The 560-nt window shown below is 60.9% G+C and carries 1 protein-coding gene; it reads left to right on the forward strand.

Translation table 11 applies throughout. From position 1 onward, the window contains the following. A partial coding sequence (locus tag A5701_RS20295; protein ID WP_156670183.1) for a class I SAM-dependent methyltransferase occupies positions 1 to 560 on the forward strand: 560 nt, incomplete at both ends.

A 560-nucleotide genomic window follows, 5' to 3' on the forward strand; every position in this document is an offset into this window, starting at 1 on the left:
GGTTGTTCCTGGACCCCACCCAGACGTACAGCTGCGCCTACTTCGAGCGCGACGACATGACCCTGGAAGAGGCGCAGCTTGCCAAGATCGACCTGGCGCTGGGCAAGTTGAATCTCGAGCCGGGGATGACGCTACTCGACATCGGTTGCGGCTGGGGAGGAGCGCTGCACCGGGCGATCGAGAAATATGACGTCAACGTGATCGGGATCACGCTGAGTCGCAACCAGTTTGCCTACAGTAAGGCCAAAATGGCCGCCATCCCCACCGACCGCTCCGTCGAAGTCCGGTTGCAGGGCTGGGAGGAATTCGACGACAAGGTCGACCGAATCGTCAGCATCGGCGCCTTCGAGGCGTTCAAGGCCGACCGGTGGCCGGCCTTTTTTGAACGTGCCCACCACATCCTGCCCGACGACGGTCGGATGCTGTTGCACACCATTTTGACCTATCAATGGCAGCAGATGCCCGCACTCGGCGTCAAGCTGACGATGAGCGATGTGAGATTCGCGCGATTCATCGGCACCGAGATTTTTCCGGGCGGCCAGCTGCCGACGCAGGAAGAT

Source organism: Mycobacterium sp. E3305 (assembly GCF_001666785.1).
Taxonomy (GTDB): domain Bacteria; phylum Actinomycetota; class Actinomycetes; order Mycobacteriales; family Mycobacteriaceae; genus Mycobacterium.